16 protein-coding genes are annotated in these 16,821 nt (G+C 45.6%); 6 read left to right on the plus strand and 10 right to left on the minus strand.

Going from position 1 to position 16,821, the window contains the following annotated elements; genetic code table 11:
- Positions 1-17 precede the first annotated feature (17 nt).
- Both ATB78_RS00195 and ATB78_RS00200 read right to left on the minus strand, forming a co-directional pair.
- Positions 18-1,304, minus strand: a complete 1,287-nt coding sequence (locus tag ATB78_RS00195; protein ID WP_061007458.1) for a peptidoglycan DD-metalloendopeptidase family protein — start codon at positions 1,302-1,304, stop codon at positions 18-20.
- 123 nt (positions 1,305-1,427) lie between these two features.
- A complete protein-coding gene (locus tag ATB78_RS00200) occupies positions 1,428-2,057 on the minus strand; it encodes a hypothetical protein (protein ID WP_005435544.1) in 630 nt (209 codons plus the stop codon).
- A 149-nt stretch (positions 2,058-2,206) separates the two neighbouring features.
- On the opposite strand from ATB78_RS00200, the gene ATB78_RS00205 reads away from it, so the two are divergent.
- The 4 genes from ATB78_RS00205 to ATB78_RS00220 all read left to right on the plus strand — a co-directional run bounded on the left by ATB78_RS00205 (position 2,207) and on the right by ATB78_RS00220 (position 7,654).
- Positions 2,207-2,608 (plus strand): GFA family protein, encoded by a 402-nt coding sequence (locus ATB78_RS00205; protein WP_005435541.1) that lies wholly within the window; start codon positions 2,207-2,209, stop codon positions 2,606-2,608.
- Between the two features lie 199 nt (positions 2,609-2,807).
- On the plus strand, positions 2,808-3,479 hold the full coding sequence (locus tag ATB78_RS00210; protein WP_005435539.1) for a YoaK family protein: 672 nt from the start codon (positions 2,808-2,810) through the stop codon (positions 3,477-3,479).
- Positions 3,480-3,950: 471 nt separating this feature from the next.
- Positions 3,951-5,315 (plus strand): YjiH family protein, encoded by a 1,365-nt coding sequence (locus ATB78_RS00215; protein ID WP_005435537.1) that lies wholly within the window; start codon positions 3,951-3,953, stop codon positions 5,313-5,315.
- A 467-nt stretch (positions 5,316-5,782) separates the two neighbouring features.
- Positions 5,783-7,654 carry a methyl-accepting chemotaxis protein gene (locus ATB78_RS00220; RefSeq protein WP_005435536.1) on the plus strand — a complete coding sequence of 624 codons (1,872 nt, stop codon included), beginning with the start codon at positions 5,783-5,785 and terminating at the stop codon, positions 7,652-7,654.
- A gap of 82 nt (positions 7,655-7,736) precedes the next feature.
- Here the strand turns inward: ATB78_RS00220 and ATB78_RS00225 are convergent, their stop codons facing one another.
- The 3 genes from ATB78_RS00225 to ATB78_RS00235 all read right to left on the minus strand — a co-directional run bounded on the left by ATB78_RS00225 (position 7,737) and on the right by ATB78_RS00235 (position 10,558).
- A complete protein-coding gene (locus ATB78_RS00225; RefSeq protein WP_038895482.1) occupies positions 7,737-8,048 on the minus strand; it encodes a hypothetical protein in 312 nt (103 codons plus the stop codon).
- Positions 8,049-8,283: 235 nt separating this feature from the next.
- Entirely contained in the window at positions 8,284-9,441 is a 1,158-nt protein-coding gene (locus ATB78_RS00230; protein WP_009706178.1) for an aromatic amino acid transport family protein, read from the minus strand.
- An 805-nt stretch (positions 9,442-10,246) separates the two neighbouring features.
- Positions 10,247-10,558, minus strand: a complete 312-nt coding sequence (locus tag ATB78_RS00235; protein WP_020194780.1) for a hypothetical protein — start codon at positions 10,556-10,558, stop codon at positions 10,247-10,249.
- Between the two features lie 140 nt (positions 10,559-10,698).
- Here ATB78_RS00235 and ATB78_RS00240 point away from each other — a divergent pair, with 140 nt between their 5' ends.
- On the plus strand, positions 10,699-11,046 hold the full coding sequence (locus ATB78_RS00240; RefSeq protein WP_009706181.1) for a helix-turn-helix transcriptional regulator: 348 nt from the start codon (positions 10,699-10,701) through the stop codon (positions 11,044-11,046).
- 92 nt (positions 11,047-11,138) lie between these two features.
- The gene (locus ATB78_RS28120) at positions 11,139-11,891 is read left to right on the plus strand and encodes a hypothetical protein (RefSeq protein WP_081096544.1); all 753 of its coding nucleotides are present in this window, start codon (positions 11,139-11,141) and stop codon (positions 11,889-11,891) included.
- Positions 11,892-11,977: 86 nt separating this feature from the next.
- Here the strand turns inward: ATB78_RS28120 and ATB78_RS00245 are convergent, their stop codons facing one another.
- From ATB78_RS00245 to ATB78_RS00265, 5 genes are read right to left on the minus strand one after another with little or no spacing between them, the layout of a single operon-like run.
- Positions 11,978-12,724 carry a phosphatase gene (locus tag ATB78_RS00245; protein WP_061007459.1) on the minus strand — a complete coding sequence of 249 codons (747 nt, stop codon included), beginning with the start codon at positions 12,722-12,724 and terminating at the stop codon, positions 11,978-11,980.
- Positions 12,725-12,750: 26 nt separating this feature from the next.
- Entirely contained in the window at positions 12,751-13,485 is a 735-nt protein-coding gene (locus ATB78_RS00250) for a nucleoside/nucleotide kinase family protein (RefSeq protein ID WP_061007460.1), read from the minus strand.
- A 9-nt stretch (positions 13,486-13,494) separates the two neighbouring features.
- Complete coding sequence (locus tag ATB78_RS00255) at positions 13,495-14,013, minus strand: MltR family transcriptional regulator (protein ID WP_061007461.1); 519 nt, start codon at positions 14,011-14,013, stop codon at positions 13,495-13,497.
- Between the two features lie 59 nt (positions 14,014-14,072).
- Entirely contained in the window at positions 14,073-15,344 is a 1,272-nt protein-coding gene (locus tag ATB78_RS00260) for a zinc-binding dehydrogenase (RefSeq protein ID WP_061007462.1), read from the minus strand.
- Positions 15,345-15,391: 47 nt separating this feature from the next.
- Positions 15,392-16,813, minus strand: a complete 1,422-nt coding sequence (locus tag ATB78_RS00265; RefSeq protein WP_086027683.1) for a PTS mannitol transporter subunit IICB — start codon at positions 16,811-16,813, stop codon at positions 15,392-15,394.
- Between the last annotated feature and the right edge of the window lie 8 nt (positions 16,814-16,821).

The following is a 16,821-nucleotide window of genomic DNA, read 5'->3' on the forward strand; positions in this document are numbered from 1 at the left end:
TTGGTCTTTTTTATATTTTATAAAACTGCTTTTTCTTTGTCTTTCAGCAGTTTGTCCATCTCGTCTCGATTAGCAACAAAGCTTGCCATTTCCTTCTTAGGCACTGAACTCGCCATAGGAATATTGGCACGCATTGCGTTCACCGGACGACCGTATTCGATCAACTCATAGTGAAGGTGCGGACCTGTCACACGCCCTGTTTTACCAGATAGACCAATACGTTGACCACGAGACACCTTTTGGCCTTTCTTCACGAGGATCTTGCTAAGGTGCAAGTAACGCGTTTTGTACTTGCTACCGTGCTCGATCACCACGTAGTTGCCCGCATATGGGTGTTTACGCGTCATGATAACAGTACCGTCACCGGTCGCCTCTACTGGTGTACCAATAGGCACAGCCCAGTCCGTACCGTTGTGCGGTGCAACACGACCTGTTACAGGGTGAAGACGTGTCGGATTAAAGCCAGAGCTGATACGCCAGCTACGACTGACAGGATAACGTTGGAAGGCACGCTGTAGGCTCTCGCCTTTCGCGTTATAGAATTGACCATCGGTATGAAGGTAAGCGGTAACTTCACGACCACGGTTATAAATTTTGATTGCTTCTATTTCGTTCTTGCCAGTTGGTACGCCATCAATGCTTTGAGATCGGCGAACCACTTCGAATCGGTCACCAGCACGTAAATCTTTACCGAAGTTCACTTGCTCTTTTAGCAGGTTAACTACTTGGCTGATTTCAGCTGAGCTCAAACCTAAGCGATTTGCAGATGACGAGAAACTGCCTCGAATCACACCAACCAATGGCTCTTGTTTCCACACACCTGGGATTGAGATGTCTGAGAAATCGTAACTGCCATCGTCATTACGGTGGTAAACCACTTTATCGGCAATGGAGAACTGAAGCTCCATCTTTTGTAGCTCACCTGTCGATTCATCACGCCAAAAACGCAATGTATTGCCAGGTTTTAGGGTATCAAGAGCAAGGAAGTTCAAATCCGTTTCCATCACTTTCATCAACGAGCTGTAGCCGAAGCCCAGTTGGCTGAAAATGGTACTCAGGTTATCACCTGCTTGAATTTGGTATTCAAAATTAGGTGGAGTGACAACTTCTGTTGTTGTCGCTTCAAGAATATTTTCGACAACCTGCGATTCTGGCAGGTTCAATGCGATGGTTTTGGTAAGGGAAGACTCTTTGAGAGAGTTGGAAACACCAATCGCAACTAATACTGGCAAGGAGTACAACAGTAGCGCTTTACGACTTGTCAGATTCGGCAACCGTCTTGTTGTAATTTCATTTGTAGACACGGGAATTACTATCTCCTTTATAACAAGGCTCATAGCTTATGCATTCCCGCATAAGAAATCACTATGAAATTACGAGATCTAGCGCAGAAAACACTTATTTTTTACAGAAGACAAAAAAATTCATTACTGTTGCATATGTAGGTTATTACCTACACGTTTAAGCGTCGTTGAATTCAATTGATTTGGTTGTTCTGCCATCGCTTGATCTTCGCCATGTTGAAGATAAGAAAGCGAAATTTGCGTATCACTTTCCCACTTCAAAGAAGACATCTGAATTCGATCACCAATGAAAACACTGTTCAATAGCACAACTCGGCTTGGTACTGCATCAAATTTAAACAACCCGATGTAATAAAACGCCCCTGAGCCTTGTGTGGTAACAATCACTGGCGCGACAATCCAAGGGGTTTCATTGATGTCGCGTTGAGCAATAAACTCGGTAGGAACCAGCACTTCACCTCTGGTGCCACCAGCGTCATATTGACCTTTCAGGAAGCCGTTCTCTTTATCCCAATCTTCTAGAAACGTTACCGCTCCTTGTTCAGGAACTTGAACCGTCCACGGATTTCGTGACTGAATCCCCAGAACTTCGGCCACGATAGGATTAGATTGTGCCTGCGCTTGAGGAAACTTCGCCATAATTTCTTCATCGGAAAGACTAAATCGATAAATGCCCGCAATGATCACCACGGCTAACAGGACGATAGGGATCAGTAGAATGAGAGGGATAGGTAGGATTCTCTTACGAGCCATGAAGACTTCCTTGTGTTCTTGTTCTCTTAATTATGTTCGGAGTATATACCAATTCCCCCGTGAAGACCTCAACGCCTACTCTTTCAATTTGACTCAAGTGTTTCAAAATTAAACTAAACTGTTTGGTGGGCAACCAATAGGTAATAACGATGACAAAAATCACCCACACATGCGAGTGTGCCTGTGGCTTAGTCCAACTTCGTTGCACGGCGGAGCCCATTCGCACTTCTATCTGTCACTGCTTCGAATGCCAAAAGCGAACTGGCAGCGTGTTCGGCGTTCAAGCTCGATTCAACAAAGACCAAGTCATCCTCGATGGTGAGGTCACCAGTTACATTCGAATTGCTGATTCAGGCAATCAAGTTCAATACGAGTTTTGCCCTGCGTGCGGCACGACCATGCGCTTACTCTTGTCGGACGCACCAGATTACGCCGTGATTCCGATGGGTTTGTTTAACAATAAAGAATTTGCAGAACCAACGGTCTCTATTTACGAACAACGAAAACACGGCTGGGTAAGCTTTGATTGCACCATGGAACACATTGGTTAAGCACAAACAGCCCCAATCTGAAAAATTCTTAGCAGTCAGCCTATCTACTTTCGATATGCTTATTTACTCTCGATACGAACAGATCATTCAACAAAAGTTGAGACTTTATTGAGAATGATCAACCGCGTAATAGCAGAAGTACTTTCGTTCCGCGCCACGAGCGCTATAATCTGCTCCTAACATTTGGTGAGGTTTTATTGTGATTTCCAGACTTCCTCGTTGGGTGGAATATGGCGCTTTTTTGCTTGCTCTTCTCGCAGGCTGCGTCAATGCCGTGGGTCTTCTCGGCTTTCAACATCAAGCGATAACGCATCTTTCCGGAACCGTAACTCAGCTAGGGAACAGCTTACTAACAGGTGTGGACTCAACCATCCACCTGCTCTTTATTGTATTCAGCTTTTTAATAGGCTCTGCGTTTAGCGGATTCTTTATTGAAAGTAGTGCCCTCAAACTTGGCCGCCGCTACGGTGTTGCACTTTGTATTGAAGGCAGCTTGCTACTGTTGAGCTTAGGCTTTTTGGTACAAGGCAATGTATATGGTCAGTACCTCGCTTCTGCTGCATGTGGTTTGCAGAACGCGATGATCACGACCTTCAGTGGCGCTGTGGTACGAACGACGCATATGACCGGCATCATTACCGACCTAGGTATTATGATTGGAGAGAGCTTACGTGGCCGTCAATTTGACCGACGTAAAGCCAAGCTGTTCATCTTTATCTTTTTAGGTTTCTTGTTAGGTGGTACTGCTGGTGCGGCTTTGTTTAACGTTTATGAGCTGTATGCGTTGGCCTTCCCTGCACTTCTGGCATTTGTTATTGCCATCGCATATTGGTGCTACTTGTACCTACTCAATCGCAATCAAACAGCCTAAATGTAATATGACGGTTTAAGCATTCGACTTAAGCCGTCACTCTTATACTCTCTCACCTATCTCTTTCCGCTTTAAACTAATCCCTTCGATTGCTCTGATTCAGCTATTTGTTCTTTAATCCCTTAAAAGTTGTGCCACTACTGGGAGAAAACACCGCTTTCGCCTTGAGATCCGAATCACATTTGCTAGGCTTTTTATTGCTTTGGTCACACTGTGCCGTTTAACAAGCTGCTCAGAGGGGCTTGCGTGCTACAATTTTCTAACACGAGCAACAAATTCATATACAAGATTCTGGTTTTAATTCAATTGACCGAAAAAACAGCTGAATAACTAGATGTATTTAATGAATAGTATTGCAAAGGATACAGTTTGCGGGTAATCTCCGCACACTGTGATTAAATACGGATGTTTAGTGAATATTTATGTCATGGAATATGGCGAGTATTGACTAGTAGTAACACGAGACAAAAAATGCATAACAACACCAATGCTGCTGAAGCGCCTAAGGGCAACTTTTGGATGTTCTTCATCCCATCCCTGATCGGTCTTCTACTTTTCATGGCTCCAATCTCTTACGATGGCGGCCTGACAATCCCTGTTGCGGTAATGGCAAAAGTCATTCCTGCGGTTCTTGGCGATACTTTAATTGCGATCGTGACCGCTATTGTTGCTTTCATGGCTATAGCTTCTGTTCTGTGCAAAATTTTCAAGCCAGCAGCAATCCTACGTAATGGTTTCTTGAACGGCCTATTTAATCCTTCTCCACTTTGGTTAATGGTTCGCCTAATCGGTGGCGCAGCTGTGCTGATGACTTTCTTCCAAGTGGGTCCAAAAGCGATTTGGGAAGAAAACACTGGTGGCCTTGTGCTTACTGGTCTTCTACCAACACTGTTTGCGGTATTTATTTTTGCAGGCCTATTACTGCCTCTACTACTTAACTTCGGTCTACTAGAACTGTTCGGTGCACTTCTAAGTAAAGTAATGCGCCCTGTGTTCAACCTTCCTGGCCGTAGCGCTATCGACTGTATGGCTTCTTGGTTGGGCGATGGTAGTGTTGGTATCCTGCTAACCAGTAAGCAGTATGAAAACAACTTCTACACCCAGCGTGAAGCAGCGGTTGTAGGTACGACGTTCTCTGCGGTATCTATTACGTTCAGCTTGGTGGTACTTGCTCAGGTTCAATTAGAGCACCTATTCCTGCCTTTCTACGGCGCAATCTGTTTGGCAGGTGTTATCGCAGCGATCATCATCCCTCGCCTTCCACCATTGAGCCTAAAGAAAGACCGCTACATGGATGGCAGTGAGCCTAAGAAAGACGCAGACGCAGTACCTGCAGGTCACACAACTTTCTCTTGGGGTATGGATCTCGCACTAAAACGTGCTGGTCAAGTCACTTCAGTACGCTCTGTATTTAAAGAAGGCGTACACAACGCAATCGACATGGTCTTTGGCGTACTACCAGTGGTTATGGGTCTTGGTACTGTTGCGCTGATCATTGCTGAATACACATCGGTATTTGAAATCCTAGGTCAGCCATTTATCCCTTACCTAGAATTACTACAAATCCCTGAAGCAGCGGCAGCATCTCAAACTATCGTAGTTGGCTTTGCGGACATGTTCATCCCAGCGATCCTAGCGGCATCAATCGACAACGAGATGACTCGCTTCGTGATTGCAGCTATGTCAGTTACACAGCTCATCTACATGTCAGAAGTGGGCGCACTGCTTCTAGGTAGTAAGATTCCAGTAAACATCGTAGAACTGTTCGTTATCTTCATTCTACGTACGCTGATTACGCTACCAGTTATTGCCGGTATAGCTCATTTGATCTTCTAAAATCATGCATCTTACAAAGGCTCCGCTCTATCGGGGCCTTTTTTGTATCTGCTGACTCGTTTTGCAATTTCCCGCCTGTTTTGTCACATCTCTCCTTATGCATTCAGCTTTCGAATAGCCTCACTTTAAACACATAAGTTATAAATATAACTTTAAATTCATTGATTTAAATTGCAGAAAACCAACAACTCAGACTTGTTTCTATAAGGCTCAATGATACTATTCTTATGTTTTTAACAGTTTAATGACGAAGTTCAACAAATTAGATCAATCTCACAACTTTATAAAACAAGCGGCTTTTTGTTCTCGTTTCGCCAACAAAAGTCGTAATTAGCCTTCAGGTTTCTGATAAATCTGTCGATAACAAAAATAACAAACACAATAATGTGTTCACTTCTGCCGAATGTGCCCGACAAATAAGAGGTGCAAGCAGAGTAAGCCAGCCGGGAGACTCGAGAGGGAAAAGTATGAAATTCAGACATAAGGTTGTCACCGCCTCTTCTATTTTGTTGCTTGTGACTGTGGCATTGCTGTCGACACAACAAGTGATGACCATTCGTTCACAGATCGAAGAAAACATCGACACCAGCGTGAGTGAGATCCTATCCAGTGTGGGGAACACGGTAGAATCTGAAATGAACGCTAAGAAAGAACTCGCTCAATCCATGACTGAGATTCTTGAAATTAACCCAAGCGACCACGATTACGTGAAAGAAGTGCTAGAGAAGCCAATGCCAAAGTCAAGCTTCTTGGCCATCGGTTATGCTTACGACAGCAACGGATTCGTGATTGAAAACGATGACGGTTGGGAAGCAGGCCCTGATTACGATCCTCGTGTTCGCCCTTGGTTTGTATCAGCAAAAGCAGAAAACAAACTTGTTGTCACCGACCCTTACGTGGATGTTTCTTCTAAGAAAGTGATCATCTCTATCGGTACACCAGTGCGTGAAGCTGGCCAGTTCTTAGCAGCCATGTTCTACGATATGGAGCTAACTACCCTTTCTGACTTGGTCAATCAAGTAAACTTATTCGATGCTGGCTACTTGTTCCTAGTGACTGCGGATGGCACAACCATTGCGCACCCAGAAGCAAAATACAACGGCGAGAAGCTATCAAGCTACCTACCGCAAGTATCACTAACGTCTGGTGCTCAGCACATCGAGATGAATGGCGATAAATATATGGTCAGCCTAACGCACATCGCGAGCGAGAACTGGTATGTGGGCGCGGTTGTAGACGAGAGCATTGCTTATGCTGCAGTAGGTAAGCTGCGTAATAGCGCAATCATCTACTCATTGATTGCCGTAATTGCCTCTATCATCGCGCTGACTATCCTTATCCGTACTTTGATGCGCCCTCTTGATGAGCTAAACACCGCAATCCAAGCTGTAGCATCAGGCAAAGGCGATTTGACGCAGCGTTTGGACACCAATACCGATCAAGAATTCTCTGAGCTAGCAAAAGGTTTCAATACCTTTATGGAGAACTTGCAGCATCAAATCATCGAATCGAAGAGCATTTCTGATCAGATCCTAAGTGGTACGCAAATCACCGCTGAAGGCGCTCGTGATTCGGCTTCTGCGATTCAAACTCAGCTGCAAGAACTTGAACAGCTCGCAACCGCAATGCACGAGATGTCAGTGACTGCGACAGAAGTTGCGAACAACGCACAAGGCGCGGCAAGTGCAGCGAAAGAAGCAGACGATGCAACGGTGCAAGGTTCTTCGATTGTGAATGAGTCTACAGAGACGATTAACCTGCTTTCAGACAGCATCGATCAAGCGGTTGAGGAAGTGCAAGGTCTTGAGTCAGCTACGGCAAATATCGAAACGATTCTAAAAGTAATCAACGACATCGCAGACCAAACCAATCTACTGGCATTGAACGCAGCAATCGAAGCAGCACGTGCTGGTGAATCTGGTCGCGGCTTTGCAGTCGTAGCGGATGAAGTTCGTACTCTGGCGCAACGTACTCAAGAATCCACGACCGAAATCCGTAGCATGATTGAACAGCTTCAATCTGGTGCCTCTTCTGTGGCTAGCGCTATGCACCAAAGCAAAGGCAGCGCAGTAGAAGCGGTAGAGAAAGCAGAACACGCCAATGACGCCCTGCAACGTATTCGCGATGCAATTCAACGTATCTCTGACATGAACTTGCAGATTGCATCTGCTGCTGAAGAACAAAGCTTGGTAGCGGAGGAAATCAACAACAACACGGTTAACATTAAAGATCTGTCGACCCAAGTTGCTGATTCAGCGAACCGCACCAACGATGCAATGCAAGCCCAACATGAAGACGTTCGTAAACAAGACGAGATCCTAAACCGCTTTACGGTCTAACTTCTCCTCTTTGACCCAGAACAAACTTCATCACCCAACAAGTAAAACAGCGAGCCAAAGTGCTCGCTGTTTTTTTGTTTGCTTACAAAACCACATGTATATAGCGATCTTTCGAGCGCTTGTAATAAAAGTCATCCACTTTTAGGTAGGTAAAATTGCCAATCTGAATATAGGTGCTACGTGGTGGAATGTGTTTGTAATGGTAGTAGTGATGCTTCGGTCGCTTGTGCTTCACCACCACAACCTTTTTGTGTTTATGTTTATGTTTGTGCTTATGATGATGGTGATGATGTCCGTGTTTGTGGTGATGTTTAGGGTGTGCCATTGCTTCAGCACTGAACATCCCCAAAGAAAGCATCATTCCAACGACTGTGAAAGAAAATCGCTTCGACACTCGGTTCCCCTTTACTTTATAACTTGTTAGTCATCATAAAGAGAGTGGTCGCAAGCCATGTCAGCCTGTGGCGAGACAGTTTCACCTCAAGGTCAAATATCATCACGATTTATCAGGCAACGGTCAGGCCATACACGCCGCTGATGCAGCACTAACAATTCTGCACAAAAAAGCCGCTTGCCCAGTTATGGACAAGCGGCTTTCTAGATTCAATTTGTGTGTTCGTAAAGTCGATTTATACCGCTTGAGCGAACAGCAAGAAACAACCGAATAGGAAGATCATGCTCATACCCATCGCACCGCCACCAGCTTCGTACACACTGTTGTCTTCTACAGGAACACGACGTACTTTCATGGTCATCGATAGTGGAACAAACACCGCTAGGAATACAAGGATGATGCCTGCGTAGCTAAGGATCGCTAAGAAGTGCTCTGGAGCAAATACCGCGCCAAGCAACGGCAGAATAAACGTCGTCACGAATACCACTGGCTTACTTGCTTTTAGAAGGTCTGCATTTTGGTCGTAAAGCGCCATTGCTACACCCAAGAAAGACGTCAGCAATGCCAAACCAGTAAACATAGACAGAATGAACTCAAGACCTGTGTACTGTTGACCAAGAACAGAGATCAATTCAGACACGTTTGAGAACTGGATAAGTTCGTGTGGTGGCAAGTTACCCACTACTGCAAACAACCACAGTAGGTAACACACAAGAGGAATCGTCGAGCCAACAATAATCATGTTGCGCAGTTGGGTCTTGCTCGCTTCTTTGTTGTAAGTCACCAAAGAAGGAATCACGACCATGAAGCCAAAGCTTGTGAACAGAACTGAGCTTTGCTTGATCAATGCCATTTTGTCTGCGTTCACGACTTCACTTAGACCTTCAAACGATACGTTTGGTGCAAGAGAGAATAGCGTAAGAACAAGTGCGACAATCATACCGATGAATAAGCCACGGTTTAGCTTATCAACCACACCGGTACCCGCCGATACAATTAGACCAACCAAAACGGTAAAGCCAACTTGGCTAGAGATAGTAGAAAGTGGTAGGCCCATTGACGCAGTCACTTTTTGTACCAAGTCACCAGCACCGATGATGTACGCCATCAAAAGACAAACAAGCAGCGCGTACAAAAGACCGTTAGTAACAAACTGACCGCCTTTACCAAGGGTTTCACGAGCAATCGCGTTCATGCTAACGCCACCACCCACTTTACAGCTTGCTTCCAATAGAAGAAGTGCAGCGTAAGTTGTACCCGCCCAGATGAACAGCATAAGAAGAGTGCCCCAAAGGAGGCCGAATTGAGCAAGCACCATTGGTATAGCAAGCATACCAGCGCCAAGAGCAGTACCTGCAACGATCAGGGAGCTGCCGACAAGTTTTAGGTTCACGGTTAATACCTCTAAATTTAATCCGTTTTGTTTTGACTTATCGTGCTTTTGGTTCGAAGCACGATCTACGGAAACGCCCTACTTTGCAGCCAATGAATTCGATGCTAAACAGCAATTCAGGATGCAAGAAGCCTAGACTCAAGACGGAGCTATCCTGTCTGAGTATATTGGGGATGTAGGGAATCATTTCCGGGCAGAGTTCGATTAACGGAATGTCTCACTTTGGGTTCGAAGCAAAATCAGCGCATCCTTTTTCGTCAATCCCATTCTCTGCTGAATGGATTTGGTTCGAAAGGATTGTAAGGCATAAATAGGACGATTGAAAAGCAAAAGCTCCATCTTATAGCCATATATTTTAACAACTATCAGTTGATGCAACAGATATGTTGTAAAACCGCCGATTATTTAGCCCTTTGTTGTTATAAAGCTTAAGAAGTGAGCTTTGGCACTCAATTTTAGAGGTGTACATGAAAATGTACACTTTGTTGAGAGGTGTTAGAAACCCGGAACATAGCCTAGATTCAGCAATATCGTTATTATTCGCTCCGTACCGACACGTTTCGGTTCACATACCTCTAAACACTGATTTACGGTTCGAAAATATAGGTAAATGAGTGTTCCGAATGCTGGGTTTGGTTCCCCAGCATTTGCATCCTTTCTTTAAATTCCTTCAGTGCTTTTATTTCACACAATTGGCTTTGTGGGATTTCGCTCGCTCATGCTTTTACTGCTCACGTTCATGTTGTTACAGCTCTCCATACTTTACAGTTATCCATGCTTTACAACGAGCAACGCTTTCAACCGATCACATTTCCTTGTCAAGTGCGTCAATAATGTAAGTGAGTGCTGCAACACCCATATCTGCCACTAAACGCTCTATCAGGCTCAAATTCTCATAGGTTTGATTCAGCTCAGTCTGGTCAAGATCGCATCGATGCAAAAACAGCTCTTTATACTTCATCAACCTTTTCTGTGATTCTCGGGTTAACCATGTCATATCCAAGCGACTATCACGGCTGCGATTGCGAATTTCATCAAGCAATTGTTCTAAAACGCGTTGCATTTTGCGAATACCTACTTCACCAGAAATTGATTTATAAAGCTGATATTTTTCCATTTTCTGAAACTGACTGAAATTTAGTAATTTTTTTGTGGAACGTCATTCTTATCGCTATATCAATTTGGGTAAATACGAGGTGGTTAAACTGGTCCGGATATTGCGTGCTTCAGGACAAAACTGTCCTTTAAGGAGCGCCTATGCATGTAGACCCACTGATTGAAGTACTGATCGCTCGACGCAAAGAGAGAGGTATGTCGCGTGAGCAAATGGCAAAAGTCGCAGGGATGAGCGAAAAGACTTATCAAAGAATTGAGAGAGGCGAATCGGATTTAAAACTCTCCCAATATCGCTCCATTCTGCGGGCTCTCAACCTAACGGATTTAGATGTCGCCCTCGATGCTAGAGGGGTTGGTAACATCTCTGCAAGCGATGTTGCCTCAGCAGCGAGATTACTGTCACCAGAGGCACAATCCATGCTGACTAAGCTGATCTTCTTGGTGTTAGAACAGAAAGCGAACGAAAGCAAAAGCTCAACGAGAACATAAAGTCGTGCCCTAGACTCCTCAGTCAAACAAAGCTATGGTGAGCTAAACTTAAAGATTAGAGCTTCGGTACTCCAACCATGGGGGAAAGCATTATGAGAAGCATCTGGGTCATGACCACCGCCATTCTCTGCTTGCTAGGGGCAACAAGTCTGTCTGCACAGCCGCAAGCTAAACCCGCGGTAAAGCCGATCACGCAGCCGGGTAACAAACACGATTTGCGCCCTGTGAATCGCCCTCATAGGCCAATAAAGCCGCCCCACTATAATCGGCCACCTTATTACCGTCCGCCCTACTACAGACCCCCCTATTACCATCGACCGCCATATGTTGTTAGGCCACCGCGCTATCATTCATCGTTTATCTATGTGAGACCGGGTTTTTGGTATCCACCCTATCGTGGACGTTATTACTATTATCATAGCGATCTCGTCGGCATAGCGACTTTCGCCATCTTTGCAGGCATCACCTATGCCATCGTTCAAGACTCGTATTACCGTAGAAACGGAGACCGCTATGATTACGTCCGTTACCCACCAAGTGGTAACTACACGATTGTGAATGGAAACACCATCACGACGTCTTCCTCAACGTCGCCGAGCTATTCGCCATCGTCCGGGCAAATTGTGTCTTCTTCGCCAAGTTCGAACACGCCTCGAGTCACCCACGTTGTTCCGACGGCTAAACCTGAGCCTAGCCCTTACAAGCTTGGAGAGATCGTAGATACACTACCTCACACGAAAGAAACGGTCGTCGTCGATGGACAGAGCTATTTCAAATACAAAAATACTTGGTTTGCACCACTTAGAGCCGAACGTAAGTTTGTTGTGGTGGAATCACCGTTGTAGCGCTTAATGTGTCCCCCTAAACGAACTAAACCCGCACGCTGCGGGTTTATGTTTGTTTGTAGATAGCCGTTTGAGTCACTCGCTTTTCAATAGAGCGCTTCGAACTCTGGAATCCTCGCTTTACCTCTCAGTAATAAGAAATTCAGAAATAGGCTCGTCGATGTAGTGAGTATCTTCTCTTCTTCCACACCATGTTTTTCCAGCAAAGCAATCGCCAAGTCTAACTTAGAGATCTCTTCACAAAAGTGAGCATCCGACCCTGTACTGAAGTAAACGCCAATCTCTTTGCCAAGCTCGACAATGCGATCACAACGGGAATCACTGCCCTTGCGGCTTTTGCCTGTCAAAGATGTATTGTTAACTTCAATTGCGACATTGTGTTCTTTGGCACAGCGCAGCACTTGTTCCATATCGAATGGGTAATTTGGGTTACCTAAGTGACCAAGAACATCCACTCTGCCGCTTTTAATCACATTTATCAGGGCAGCGGTATGTTCAGCTTCAGTCGCGGGTTTGAATACGGGTTCATGAAAACTCGCAATCACCCAGTCAAGATGTTGGTCAGAGGACGGTGGTAAGTCTACCTCCCCTTTCACATTCAGCGTGTTGGCTTCTACGCCACGGAGAATACCTACATCGTGTAAAAAGCGGGGCAAAATTCTTTGATTGTTGAAATACCAGTAGTGAGGGGCTCCTGGCATCTCGGGAGCATGATCGGTGGTACAAAGAAGTTTTAGCCCCTTATTCTTGGCAGACAATGCGTTCTCTAGAATGGTGCTGTAAGCGTGTCCACTGGCAATAGTATGGGTGTGGCTATCAATCACGATATCCATGGTGACCTCCTGAGATTGTGGACGAACTATCGAATTTCGAACGAACCGTTTTGATTGAGGAACAACGATAAGTCGGCAGGAATCGAGTGATTCAATACTTTATTAACGTTGACCGCATCCGAACGCAAGTAGAACTCCAAGGCGGCTTCTGGGTCTGTGCCACCACGAATCTTACGATTGACTAAACGCTCTTGTAGAAACTCCGCTTGGGTATCAATAAACACCGTAAAATCAGCCAAGCGATGCAGCTCTTTCCATACTGGTTCATCAAGCAGCAGCCAGTTGCCCTCAACGACGACAATATTGCGGTTAACTTGAATGGCATCATCAACCGGATCATGTAAGTTACGGTCGTAGTAAGGCCATTTGCTGTCTTTCACTTTAAGCTGTTTCAGCTTGTCGATAAGCTCGGTGAGATTGAACGTCTCGTAAGAGCCTTTAATGCTGCGCAGCGGGACAACTTCGCCATTACGTTCAATGGTGTTGCTGTCGAGGATTTCGTTCGGGTAGTGAAAACCATCAAAAGGCAGAACCTGAAGTGGCTCTTGGTTTTCATCTTGTTCAGAGAGGTATTCCCAGAACGCAGCAAGGGTGGACTTACCGCTGCCCGGAGGGGCACACAAGAACACAACAATGCGCTCCTGCTTCTCATGATAAAGACGGGTAAATTTTTCGATAAGAGGTTGATGGATTCGCTTTACGTCGGCATCGGGAAAGGTAGCTTCGGTTTCAAAACCACTGACGTTTAAATTCACTTTCATGGTGAACCCTTATTGATTGATCTCCCCTTCGATTCTTTCTATCAACATTTCACATGACAGCTTCAACACTGTTTTAATGAGAGATTCGTATCTCATTTGCGAAAAGGACTCAAACGAAGAGAACTTAAGCTGATTGATCGACTCAAGATAAAAGCTGTCTTGCTGAGAAGAGAGTACCGCTTGGTTTTTGATGAAATCGTAAATCACGTCATCCGTGAATTCGACTTTCTCAGGTTGGCTAACCACGTATTCCAAGACCTGATCGTACAATCCGATATCGGCGTATGTTTCCAAAGAGATTTTGCCCATCGCAAACATCAACTTTGATACCACATCGGTCGTCACCAACGGACCATCTTCTTTCAATAAAGGATCCACAGCATACTCCTTCACTAGGTCGTCTTGGACGAACACACTCGGAAGTAATGCTTTTAACTTGAGGTTAATTATTTTGTTAGAAACCTGAAGAAACGCAGTCGCATTTTCGCACTCGTCCAGTTTCTCCAGTAATTCGTCTTCACGTGACAACGTATTATGACCTCTCCATTATGTGGCAGCGCAAAGGCTACCACACAAATTCGTTGCAACTAAACCGTTAAGCTCACGTCATAAAACTCAAGTAACGCTTTTTCTGCATGTGCATTCCACACATAGTTATTCGCGTTCAAAATTGCGTCTAATTCGGCGAAGAACGGGTCTTGGTCTGCCAACGATAAGAAATCATCAATCGCGGTCAATGGCAGGTCGATGTGTGGGTAAATCAACTTCTTACCGCCCGGAATATCCAATTGATTCAAAATCGTATGTGGCGCAGCTTGCAGACCACCAACGTGCGTGATCATGAATGATGGATTGATCTTACCTTGTGAAGACAAGTCGATAGATTCCACCATGTCGCCGGTCGAGCCACCAGATGTACCCACAATGTGCGTTGATTCGTAATGCACGTTGTAGAAGTTAAACGGTACTTTGAATTTTTTATCCGTAGGGCCAGCGAAGAAGTTCAAGCAGCCATCGTTACCCAACAGCTCATCGGCTTGTTCTAGCACTTGCGATACCGCTGCATACACCATCACATCGTCGTAGCCTTTACCATCGTTCAGCGCTTTCAGATAAGTCACAGGATCATCGACTTGAGCTGTGTTCACGTAATGCAGTTCAATGCCCTGCTCTTTTGCTTTCTCAACTGGAATTAAGCACTCTGCTCGGTCCAAACGTGCGGCGTCGATGTCTGTTACCACAATCAACTTTGGCTTCACCGGACCATTAATCGCGTAGTCAATCGCGCCAATCCCCATAGGGCCAGCACACGCTAGTAGCGCTAATGCTCCGCCCTCTTTGATGCCCATATCGTGCTCGTACACGTATTGCGTCGTGTGGTAACTCGCATGGTAAGCACCGATGATGCATGACATTGGTTCAGCCAAAGACGCATCTGCAAAGTAGTCTCCGTGGTAAGGCAGCACACAACCTAAGTCGATAGCAATTTTAGGAATGATAGAATACGTTGCGTTGCCACCAAAGGTTTCGTAGCTGTAACCCGCAGAGTAACCGCTAGGCAAACCCATTGCTGGTTGCAGTACAAAGTAATCGCCTGCTTTGTATTGGTCTTTTAGGTTCTCACCGACTTCAACAATCACACCTGCGTATTCATGACCCGTCATCACTGGCACTTCACCGATGTTCTCAGGTACGCGTTTGTGTTTGCTACCCAACAATGCTGCTTTGTAAGTGGACAGGCAAATGCTGTTTGAAATGTTTTTAACCAGAAGTTCATCGGCTGAAATGCTTGGCAAATCAAAGGTTCTTAGTTGAACGTCTTTCTCGCCACAGATAACCGCTGCCGTTGTTTGTACCATGATTTCTCTCCTAAATGGGGTGGTAGGTGCCACCCCATACTGCATTGTTAGGCTGGTTGCTCAGTCGCGACCGCTTGTTGCTTAATCGTATCCATCAGCTCATTGAGCGCTGGGTCATTGAGGAAGTTCTTAATCGTTACCACTGGCAAGCCTGTTGCTTTGATGGCTCGACTTTCCAAGCTTTCGTGCGTCACGACAATATCGGCTTCACTTGGGACTTTTTCGATGGCGAAGTTCTTCACTTCAATATCAATCCCGGCTTGAACTAACTTGCGTTTGAAGGTTGAAGCGCCCATCGCACTTGAGCCCATACCCGCATCACAAGCGAATGCGACAAATGAAATTGGTTTGTTTACTTCTTGTGTTGCAGCAGCAACTGGTTTGATTGTGCCTTCTGCTTTCATGTCTTTCATATCAGAGACTGATTGTTCAAACTCGTCTTCTTTGTCTTCGGCTTTGCTCATCTTCAGAATCGCACTTGCGACAAGGAAGGAAACAATCGTTGCAGTTGTGACACCTGCGATGGTCGCTAGGAAGCTGCCTTTCGGAGTCAATGCTAGGTAAGAGAAGATTGAGCCTGGACTTGGACCTGCTACCAAACCTGCATCAAGTAGATTGAAGGTTGCGATACCTGTCGCTGCACCCGCAATCATTGCCAAGATCATGATTGGCTTCATTAGCACGTACGGGAAGTACAGCTCATGAATACCACCGAAGAAGTGAATGATGATGGCACTTGGCGCAGAACGTTTAGACAGACCTTGACCAAACTTCGCGTAAGCCAGCAGCATACCAAGACCTGGACCTGGGTTAGATGCCACCATAAAGAAGATAGATTTACCTGTTTCAGCGGCCGCCTGCAGACCTAGTGGGTAGTAAATACCTTGGTCGATAGCGTTGTTTAGGAACAGCACTTTCGCAGGCTCGTTGATGATAGCGAGCAGAGGAAGGAATCCCGTTGCCACCAAGGCTTCGATGCCTGATTTTACAAACAAGTTTGCCGCTGTTACTGCAGGGCCAACAATCTCGTAGGCGAACAGGCACAGGATCATGCCCACAATACCTAATGAGAAGTTGTTCACCACCATCTCAAAGCCAGAAGGAATACGGTGTTGGATTCGCTTATCCATTTGTACCACAACCCAAGCACTGAGTGGGCCCATGATCATCGCGCCAACGAACATTGGGATGTCCGCACCAACGATAACACCCATGGTACCAATGGCACCGGCTACCGCGCCGCGTTTATCACCAACAATCTGACCGCCAGTATAACCGATCAACAGTGGTAATAAGTAAGTTATCATTGGACCAACGAGTTCCCCAAACGCTTCGTTTGGCATCCAACCTGTTGGGATAAAGAGTGCAGTAATAAAGCCCCAAGCGATGAAGGCTCCGATATTTGGCAGCACCATGGCGGTCAAATGACCCCCGAAGGCTTGCACATTGGCTCGCATGTTTGCTTTCACGTTATGTT

This window comes from Vibrio sp. CUB2 (assembly GCF_001557945.1).
Lineage (GTDB): Bacteria > Pseudomonadota > Gammaproteobacteria > Enterobacterales > Vibrionaceae > Vibrio > Vibrio owensii.

Coding starts and splice junctions, on each gene's coding strand:
- ATB78_RS00200 (WP_005435544.1), bottom strand. CDS start 2,057: ATGGCTCGTAAGAGAATCCTACCTATCCCTCTCATTCTACTGATCCCT.
- ATB78_RS00205 (WP_005435541.1), top strand. CDS start 2,207: ATGACAAAAATCACCCACACATGCGAGTGTGCCTGTGGCTTAGTCCAA.
- ATB78_RS00215 (WP_005435537.1), top strand. CDS start 3,951: ATGCATAACAACACCAATGCTGCTGAAGCGCCTAAGGGCAACTTTTGG.
- ATB78_RS00220 (WP_005435536.1), top strand. CDS start 5,783: ATGAAATTCAGACATAAGGTTGTCACCGCCTCTTCTATTTTGTTGCTT.
- ATB78_RS00235 (WP_020194780.1), bottom strand. CDS start 10,558: ATGGAAAAATATCAGCTTTATAAATCAATTTCTGGTGAAGTAGGTATT.
- ATB78_RS00240 (WP_009706181.1), top strand. CDS start 10,699: ATGCATGTAGACCCACTGATTGAAGTACTGATCGCTCGACGCAAAGAG.
- ATB78_RS28120 (WP_081096544.1), top strand. CDS start 11,139: ATGAGAAGCATCTGGGTCATGACCACCGCCATTCTCTGCTTGCTAGGG.
- ATB78_RS00245 (WP_061007459.1), bottom strand. CDS start 12,724: ATGGATATCGTGATTGATAGCCACACCCATACTATTGCCAGTGGACAC.
- ATB78_RS00250 (WP_061007460.1), bottom strand. CDS start 13,485: ATGAAAGTGAATTTAAACGTCAGTGGTTTTGAAACCGAAGCTACCTTT.
- ATB78_RS00260 (WP_061007462.1), bottom strand. CDS start 15,344: ATGGTACAAACAACGGCAGCGGTTATCTGTGGCGAGAAAGACGTTCAA.